At 69.1% G+C, this 8,043-nt stretch carries 6 protein-coding genes; 3 read left to right on the top strand and 3 right to left on the bottom strand.

All coding sequences use genetic code 11. The features are described 5' to 3' along the window. Window positions 1-553: 553 nt before the first annotated feature. Together ACWDZ7_RS37535 and ACWDZ7_RS37530 are read right to left on the bottom strand one after the other, a co-directional pair. On the bottom strand, window positions 554-1,906 hold the full coding sequence (locus tag ACWDZ7_RS37535) for a serine hydrolase domain-containing protein (protein ID WP_451803234.1): 1,353 nt from the start codon (window positions 1,904-1,906) through the stop codon (window positions 554-556). Window positions 1,907-2,009: 103 nt separating this feature from the next. Continuing rightward, window positions 2,010-3,218, bottom strand: a complete 1,209-nt coding sequence (locus tag ACWDZ7_RS37530) for a cytochrome P450 (RefSeq protein ID WP_451803233.1) — start codon at window positions 3,216-3,218, stop codon at window positions 2,010-2,012. A gap of 1,054 nt (window positions 3,219-4,272) precedes the next feature. Between ACWDZ7_RS37530 and ACWDZ7_RS37525 the strand changes: the two genes are divergently transcribed. From ACWDZ7_RS37525 to ACWDZ7_RS37515, 3 genes are all read left to right on the top strand, one after another. After that, entirely contained in the window at window positions 4,273-4,566 is a 294-nt protein-coding gene (locus tag ACWDZ7_RS37525) for a hypothetical protein (RefSeq protein WP_451803232.1), read from the top strand. A gap of 486 nt (window positions 4,567-5,052) precedes the next feature. Then, on the top strand, window positions 5,053-6,075 hold the full coding sequence (locus ACWDZ7_RS37520; RefSeq protein ID WP_451803231.1) for an NAD(P)/FAD-dependent oxidoreductase: 1,023 nt from the start codon (window positions 5,053-5,055) through the stop codon (window positions 6,073-6,075). 411 nt (window positions 6,076-6,486) lie between these two features. Then, window positions 6,487-7,335 (top strand): NACHT domain-containing protein, encoded by an 849-nt coding sequence (locus ACWDZ7_RS37515; RefSeq protein WP_451803230.1) that lies wholly within the window; start codon window positions 6,487-6,489, stop codon window positions 7,333-7,335. Here ACWDZ7_RS37515 and ACWDZ7_RS37510 read toward each other — a convergent pair. Further along, a complete protein-coding gene (locus tag ACWDZ7_RS37510) occupies window positions 7,280-7,831 on the bottom strand; it encodes a hypothetical protein (protein WP_451803229.1) in 552 nt (183 codons plus the stop codon). The genes ACWDZ7_RS37515 and ACWDZ7_RS37510 overlap by 56 nt on opposite strands. Window positions 7,832-8,043 lie beyond the last annotated feature (212 nt).

Below are 8,043 nucleotides of genomic sequence, written 5' to 3'. Positions count from 1 at the left end.
ACCCTGGCGAGCGCCCCACCACCGGGACCGCCGGGCGAGCCAAGGCATCCGCTGACCGCTCGACCGCGACCACCGGCGACGCCCGAGCCCACCGGGCCCCACAACCGGACCACCGAGCCGGTTGGCCGAACCGCCAAGCCCGGAGGCCGAACCACCGAACCCGAAGGTCGAACCGTCGATCAGTGGTCCAGCGACGGGGCCCCGCCGGTCCGGACCGGCCACGTCGAACCGCCACCGGAACCGGTGCCACACGGCAAGGCGGCTACACGTACCAGCCCCCAGGCGACGAGTGCTGGGCCCGCGGCCGGCCCCCGAGGCAACCGGAACCGACGCGCCATCAGTCCTCGACCGAACCGAACCGGACCGAATCGGACCGAACCGGATCGTGCGAAACCGGATCGTGCGAAACCGGATCGTGCGAAACCGGACTGAACCAGATCGAACCGAACCGGACGGAACCGGTGCCGACCAAGGCCGAAGACCGGCGGCGGCCGGCAACCCGCCCCCGGCCGGAAGCCGTGCCCGTCGGAGCCCGGGGCGGCGATGACCGTACTCAGCCGTCGTCGGCGCGGCGCGCGGTGCGCCCGGATATCTGCACCCGGTCGATCGTGCCGGTGGCCGGATCGCGGTGGAACCGGCCACCGGGTTCGACACGCCCGGTGGCCGGATCTCGCAGATCGCAGGACAGGTCGGCGTAGCAGACCAGCGGAAGGGGCAGGTCTCCGTCGACGGACAGGGCCGGCGTACCGTCCGGTCCGGGCACGACGCGGTAGGTCATGGTGCCGTTGCGATAGGTGCCCGCGCAGTCGGGCAGGCCGACGGGACGGCCGCGGTCCGTGGTGAGCGCCTCGGCGGGCACCCGGATGCCGGTGAGCTGGTCCAGGTACTCGGCGAGGTCGCGCCAGAGAGCGGTGGCGCCCCCGGCGTTGCCCGTGAAGGCCACCACGACTCCGCTCTCCGGGTCGGCCCGCAGGTGGCAGGACGTGCCCTGGGCGTTGCCGTCGTGGCCGCACCACGCCCGGCCGTCCCGCTGGTACAGGGCGAGTCCGGCACCCCAGCCGTCGGCGAGCGTCCCCGGATCGGCGGCGGTCTCGGCCCGGCGCATCTCCTTGGCGACGGCGGGCGGCAGCAGATCCGAGCGGCCGGTCAGCGCGTTGCCGAACGCGACCAGGTCCAGGGCGCTCACGAGCAGCGCGCCGGCCGGTGCCTCCAGCGACGCCAGGTTCTGCCGGGCGGCGACGGCCTGCCCAGTGACGGTGTTGACGGCGTGCCCCGCGGCCACCGGACGCACGGGCGCGGCGTCGCCGACGAACGCGGGCAGGACACCGAGGGGTTCGAGAAGCAACGCCCGCACGGCCTCGTGCCACGGCATGCCGGTGACCGTCTCCACCAGCCGTCCGGCGGCGACGTAGCCGGCGTTGGAGTAGGAGAAGTCGGTCCCGGGCGTGAACAGCAGATCGCGGGCGGTGCAGACGGCCGTCAAATAGCGCGCGGGGGTGGTCGCGGCGGCGGTGTCGGAGTCGGGCCCTGTGGGCAAGCCGCCGGTATGGGAAAGGAGTTGGCGGATCGTCACTTCTGGGGTGTCGGCCAGCTCGACCAGGTGCTCGGCGGCCGGCTCGTCCAGGTCGAGGTCTCCGTCGTCGGCCAGGAGCATGACGAGCGCGGCGGTGAAGGGCTTGGTCAGTGATCCCAGAGGGACCGCGGTGTCCGCGGTGAAGGGGCTGCCGGTGGTGACGTCGGCGGTACCGGTGTGCACGGCGACGACGTCGCTGCCGGTGTCCAGGGCCAGTTGGGCGCCGGGCACCCGGTGGGTCCGGGCCAGGTCATCGAGACGGTCTTGCAGCTCACGGCGTAATACGGACGGTGCCCGTAAGGCGACCGGGGCGGGGGGGATGGTGTACGGCATGAGAAGGGGACTCCCGTTGGATGGGTCTCATGTGCGGGGTGTGCCGATCCAGCCCGGGAACGAGCGGTGCGGGCCGGCCGGGGGGCGCTGCGTGCGCCGGGGACTACGGTCTGCCGACCTCTACAGGCAGATGTCGTACGCCGATGAGGACGGCCGGGTTCTGGTAGACGATGTCCTCGTAGGAGGGGATCACCAGTTTGCGGAATCGTTCATGCAACATGTGAAGAGCGATCCGCGCTTCCAGCCGGGCCAGCGGCGCGCCGAAACAGAAGTGGATGCCGTGCCCGAAAGTCAAGTGGGGGTTGGGGTTTCGGGCCGCGTCGAAGACGTCGGGGGCGGTGAACCGGGCGGGATCCCGGTTGGCGGCGCCGAGATGAGCCATCAGCATCGTGTCGGCCGGGATCTCGTGTCCGCCGAGGACCACGGGCCGGGTGACCCTGCGGCCCAGTTCGGGGAAGGGCGGCAGCCAGCGCAGGACCTCCTCGACGGCGGCCGGGACGCGCGTGGGGTCGGCGCGCAGCGCGGCATCCGTGTCGGGGTACCGGTCGAAGGTGACGATCGTGTTGCCCAGCAGCGCGGTCGTGGTGATGTGCCCGGCCACCAGCAGCAAGGCTACGAAGCCGACCATCTCCTGGTCGCCGAGGCGGACACCGTCCACCTCGGCGGCTATGAGTCTGCTGGTGAGGTCGTCACCGGGGTCGGCGCGGCGGGCGCGGATGTGCTCCAGCATGTAACCGTTCATCTCGCGCACGGTGGGAGCGATGGCTTCCAGCGCCCGCTCCAGGTCGGCCATGTCGGGCGCTTCGCCGAGCTGGTCGCCGCCGAACAGCACGCTGGCCCACTCCTGGAAGAGCCGGTGTTCCTCCGCGGGGATGCCAAGGAGTTCGGCGATGACGATGATCGGCAGCGGATAGGCCAGCGCGTCGACCAGGTCGAACCGGTCGCGATCGCCCACGGCGTCCAGCAACCGGGCACAGACGGCCTCGATGCGGGGTTCGAGTCCTTGTACGACGCGCGGAGTGAACGCCTGGCTCACCAAGGCGCGGAGCTTCCGGTGCTCCGGCGGGTCCATGCCGACGAAGTTGCCCTGGGTGAAGGTCTCGAAGTCGGACTGGGTGGGTGCGAGAGTGGAGAGCTCCGAGGAGTACGTCGCCGGGTCGGCGAGCACGGCGGAGACGGTCTCGTGGTCAAGCACCTGCCAGACGCGCTGGGTCTCGTCGTACCGCACCGGCCCGGTCTCGCGTAAGCCCCGCCAGCGGTCGGGTAACTCCTCCAAGAGGGGTCGCTCGCCCGTCGGTTGCTTGCTGATCACCTTGTCTCCCTTGCTAGCGGCTTGGCGCGTGCGGGCACGGTGGAGTCACGCGCACAGGGGTGTGGTGGACCGGGTCGGCCGGGGCGGCACAGCCCTGGACACGGCTGTGTCACTGTCGCCTGGACATGACCAAGAACGGCACGTGCCCCGCGGGGTCCTCGTACGTCCTCGTACGTCCTCGTACGTCGGGGCGGTCAATCGGCGTCAGTCCGACACCGAAACGGACTCCCGGGCCTCAGCACATGCGGTGCAGGATGCCGCCGCGGCTGCACGGTCGACCACGGCCCCGCAGTCTGCCCCGTCGTGCGGCGTGCCAACCCGACATAACCATCCCCCTCGGCGATACCTCCCGCGCACCGGATACGCGCGGGCCCCTCCCGGCTCCTGGACGGACAGCGGACCTCCAGTCCCGGCCGTTCGAAACGGGTGTGCGGGAGTACGCAATCGCAGCGCGTGCCGTGCCACGATTGGCATGATGCGCCCCCCTCGGAACATCTTCGTTTCGATAGAACTCGGCCACAGTCTTCACGGCGAGTCACGTGCAAGCAACCCCCTGAGGTTGCACGGAGAGTGCTCCGCCGGTGCTTTTGCGTCACCGCTCGCCATTTCGCTCCGCCGACCGCGCATCAAGGCCGACCGCCAAATGCCGCAACGGCGCGTGTGCCCCGGCAACTCCGCCGCAAACCGGACTGTGCGGAAAAGAACGCGGCCAGTGCGCGTACGGGCACGCCGAACACGCCCGGTCCGGACCGGATCGACGCTCCACCGCACCGTCGGCATCTCGGCCGAGATCTCCCCCGATCTGGGGTGATGATTCAGCCAGCGGACACTGCGGGCGCCGCGGACGGGACGGTGGCTCAACACGCCGTGGGCGTATCCGATCCACGGCCGACGCGCCCCGGTCGGTTACGCGCCACCGCCGCATCGCTCGCCCACTCCACGACTGACCGGAACACCACCCCCCTCTCTCTCAACACACAGATCCGGCCAATCGGCGTGCGCCTGCCCAACGGACCAACGGAAGTGCTGGTTGACGCCTGGGCAGGGCCGCCCCATGCGCTGCCGCGACTCCCAGGTTCTGCCAACCGTCGGCCAAGGCCATGTGCGCGACACCGTGACGAAATACGGCCATCACGCCACACCGGAGACCGAACTCGTGTCCTCCAGCGTGTGGTGGAGATCTTGCGAGCAAGACCGCGTGGATATTTGCTACCGCGAAGAAGGCGAAAATGGCCCCGTAGGGTTCAGCACCTACTATCACTCTGGTGACGAGGTCCTCCTCTGCTGGGCCGGTTTCGACAGCGACCGCCTGGCGGGCATGCAGGAATACTTCAACCTGCTCTACTAAAGGTTTCCCGTAGCGATCTTTAACCGCGTGGGTTACGTCGGGCCGTGAGGTTGGTATCGGCCGCGCTACGCCGGAGGGATGCCGGGAGGTGGCCGGCGTCGAGTACACCCCGGCCCGCAAGCCGGCGAGCGGGATGAGTCGAAGATCGCTGCCTGGAAGGACGATTTGGGGCGTCGAGGAGAGCCCACTTAAAAGGCGCCTCGCGTAGCTACTGTTCGTCGTCTCCTACTCGCTCGTGGACCGTGCGACATTAAAGGGCATCCCGCGACTTCCGTTAGCGTGCATTGCGGATGCACTGGAAGAGCGGACAGCTGTCGAACTCTTTGGCCCCGTGAAAAGCGACCCGGATTATCCCGATTTCGGGGATGTTCAGGAGATCTGGTTGATTTCAACCAAGGTGACTCCTGTGCAGGCACTCTGTTGGGGCCGTCTGACGAACGTTGCCACGGAAACGCTGGCCAAGATTCTTACGCAGAAGGGTAAGGAGTGCACCGCGGCGGAACTATCGAGCAAGGCCCTGCGTCGGCCACCGGGGTCACCAAGGACTCGTTCGCCTGGGTCCGCGGCGCGGGAGGCCACTGGCCCGGCGGAGCTCAAGACCTTCGCGAACACGTCCTGGCGGACTACCGACGCCTGGAGAACGAACTGCCCCATGTCACCGTCCGCCGGACCGGCTCGCTGTCCTGGGCCGACACCCCGGCGCAGGACTCACGGCCGGGCCCAGGCCAGTTGCGCATCGGACGAAGCGACATCGCAGCCCTGGAGCCCAACCTCCGGCACCCACCCGACCACGCCATCCACACCCCGAGCGACGCAGGCGTCGACCCAACGGCCATGACCCACGCACTCGTGGCAGCCGCCGGCGCCCACGGAGCAACCGTGCTCCACAACACCGCGGTCACCTCCTTGCACGTGACCAACGGACGCGTCGAGGGAGTGCTGTCCTCGACCGGAGTCCACGCCGCCGCAACCGTCGTACTCGCTGCCGGAACAGGAGTCCCCAAGCTCTGCGAGCCGCTATCGGCCGACCTGGCCATCGCCGCCTCCCCGGCCACCCTCGCGCGGGTCACAGCACCGCCTGGCCTGGTCAAGACCATCGTGGCAAATCCTGATTTCGAGGTCCGAGAGGTACGGGACGGCGACCTCTTGCTGGTCGTGCCCCACGCCGAAGGCACAGCAACATCATCAGCACAGGCCGCTCAAGACGCGCTCCAGCACCTGAAAGCGGCCTTCCAAGGAAGCGACCAGTGCCGCCTGCTGGGCTACCGCACCGGCGCACGCCCAACGCCCGCGCACGGACCCGCCATCGGGTACGCGACACACGATCGATCTGTCTACGTCGCCGTCATGCACTCCGCCATCACCCTGGCGCCCACCGTCGGACGACTCATCGCAGACGAACTCGTGACCGGCAGGCCGACCCCCGAGCTACGCCATTGTCGCCCGCGCGCCCGCACAGTCGATGGCGGTGGGCCAGGCGCTGCACCTGGGCGACGAACGCCAGGGTGAACAGCGCTGCGCCGACAGCTGGTGCGTAGGGCACTGGACTCGCAGTGGCCCGAGCCGGGCCAGCAGCAGCACAGTACGTACGGCAGTGGTTCGACCGTTGTGAGCCGGACCCTCCGATGAGGGATCCCCCCGTTGACGAGTGCTCGCCGCAGCCGGGGCGGTTGGGGAATAAGGTCGCCCTGTGGCGTGACTGCCCAGGGACGATGTCGCGTACCGATGTAGCACGGGATGGGGGACGCGACGGATGAGGTACTGGCGGCGTGGGCTGTGGGTGGGCGCGGTGATCGCCACGGGTGCCGTCGCCGCGGTCGCTGCACGCGGTGGTCTCAATGCGACGGGACCGCTCGTGTCCCTCCTGGGTTTCTTCGTCGCACTCGCGGGCCTTGTCCACAGCACGGCTTCTCCCCCGGCTTGACCCCGCCCGACGAGCAATTGGACCGGGCGGCCGACGCTCTCGCCAGGGCCGTGAGAGAGCAGTGGCAGTCGGAGTGGCGGCTGCGTCGGCTCCAGGACCCCGAGTCCCTCCCGATTCACTGGGCCCCAGCCGCTGCGTGGCTGTCCGACCTCGACGACACCATCGGCCGACCGCCCGAGGACGACGCCCGACGCCCCGACTTGTTCGGGCGACTCCCCGAGATCGTCCAGCTGTACGAGCTTGTGCCCTCCCGCCGCCTTGTCGTCCTCGGCGCTCCCGGCAGCGGGAAGACCGTGTTCGCCATGTGCTTTACCCTCGACCTGCTCGAACGCCGCGGCACCGGTGATCCCGTCCCTGTTCTCTTCCAGGCGTCCACGTGGCAGCCCGACCGCCAGAGCCTGCGTGAATGGCTCGCGGACGACCTCATCGCCGCCTACCCCACACTGGGGACCGAGGGAACCTCGGGTTCCGTGCCCGCCCGGGATCTCGTGGCCACCGGCCGCATCCTTCCCGTCGTCGACGGACTCGACGAAATGCCACCGCCCCTGCGCGCCAAGGCCGTCTGGCGCCTGAACACCGAACTCGACGCGGACTCCCCGCTCCTGCTGACCTGCCGCAGCGCCGTGTGTACGGCGAGGTCGTCGAGGCCGGCGACGTACTCACTTCGGCCGCGGTCATCGAGATCCAGCCGCTCGGTTTCGAGGAGGCCGCCCGCTTCGTCGTCCGCACCGCCCGCCCCGTACGCGGCCCCGGAGGCCGGCGCGCCACAGCCTGGGAGCCCGTACTCGATCAGGTGCGCCGCAGCACGGGCTCGACATCGTCGTCGTCCAGGTCGTTGTTGTTGAGGCAGAGCAGCCAGGCCAGGTAGAGCAGACGCAGGTCCCCGGCCGCGACGTCGAGGCGCGCTTCGGCTATCGAGGGAAGCCATTGCTCTTCGCGGCCGGTGTCTGCGTAGTCGCCGAAGTCGAAGAGGTCGTTGAAGTCGTCGAACTCCCCGTCCTCGTCATCGGAGACCAGCGTGATGAGGACGTGTCCGCCGTGCTGGCGGGCGTCAGCTGATGCGCCGGTGCAGTACCGCTCGGCGATATGCAAGGGGAGCTGCTCGGCGGGCCATCGCAGGATGACCTTGCGGTAGCCCCAGTTCGCGAAATAGAGGTGGGCGTCGTAGTACTTCTCCATGAGCTGGTCGCAGCTGCCCTTGAAGTCACCCCACTGATAGCTGTTCACAAACGTGGTGCGGGTGAGAGCAGCGCGGGAGGTCAACTCGCGGACCTCAGCGACCTGCTCGTCGGACAACGGCCGGTCGACGGCAAGGAACTGATAGTGCTGGTACTCGGACATCTCGGCCTCCGCGTGTGCGTACGCTCCGGGTTCCATTCAACACAGCCGGGCGTCCATGTTCAGCTCGGAGTGTCGTGCACGCCCAGCGCCGCCTTGGCGGCCTCTGAACGCGCGTCGGCCTAAAGGGTGTTGCAGAAGGCCGTGGTCACCCAGCGCGAAGTGGGCGGCTGGTCTGCTGGTTCATGCGGCGAGGGCGAGGTTGTGCATGGTGG

It is taken from the genome of Streptomyces sp. NPDC003032 (genome assembly GCF_053591415.1).
The sequence above is the reverse complement of the archived record's forward strand: the minus strand, read 5'-3'. Positions and strand labels throughout refer to the sequence as shown.

Excerpts from the sequence above, each read along its gene's own strand:
- ACWDZ7_RS37535 (WP_451803234.1), bottom strand. The coding sequence starts at position 1,906 with ATGCCGTACACCATCCCCCCCGCCCCGGTCGCCTTACGGGCACCGTCC.
- ACWDZ7_RS37525 (WP_451803232.1), top strand. The coding sequence starts at position 4,273 with ATGCGCTGCCGCGACTCCCAGGTTCTGCCAACCGTCGGCCAAGGCCAT.
- ACWDZ7_RS37510 (WP_451803229.1), bottom strand. The coding sequence starts at position 7,831 with ATGTCCGAGTACCAGCACTATCAGTTCCTTGCCGTCGACCGGCCGTTG.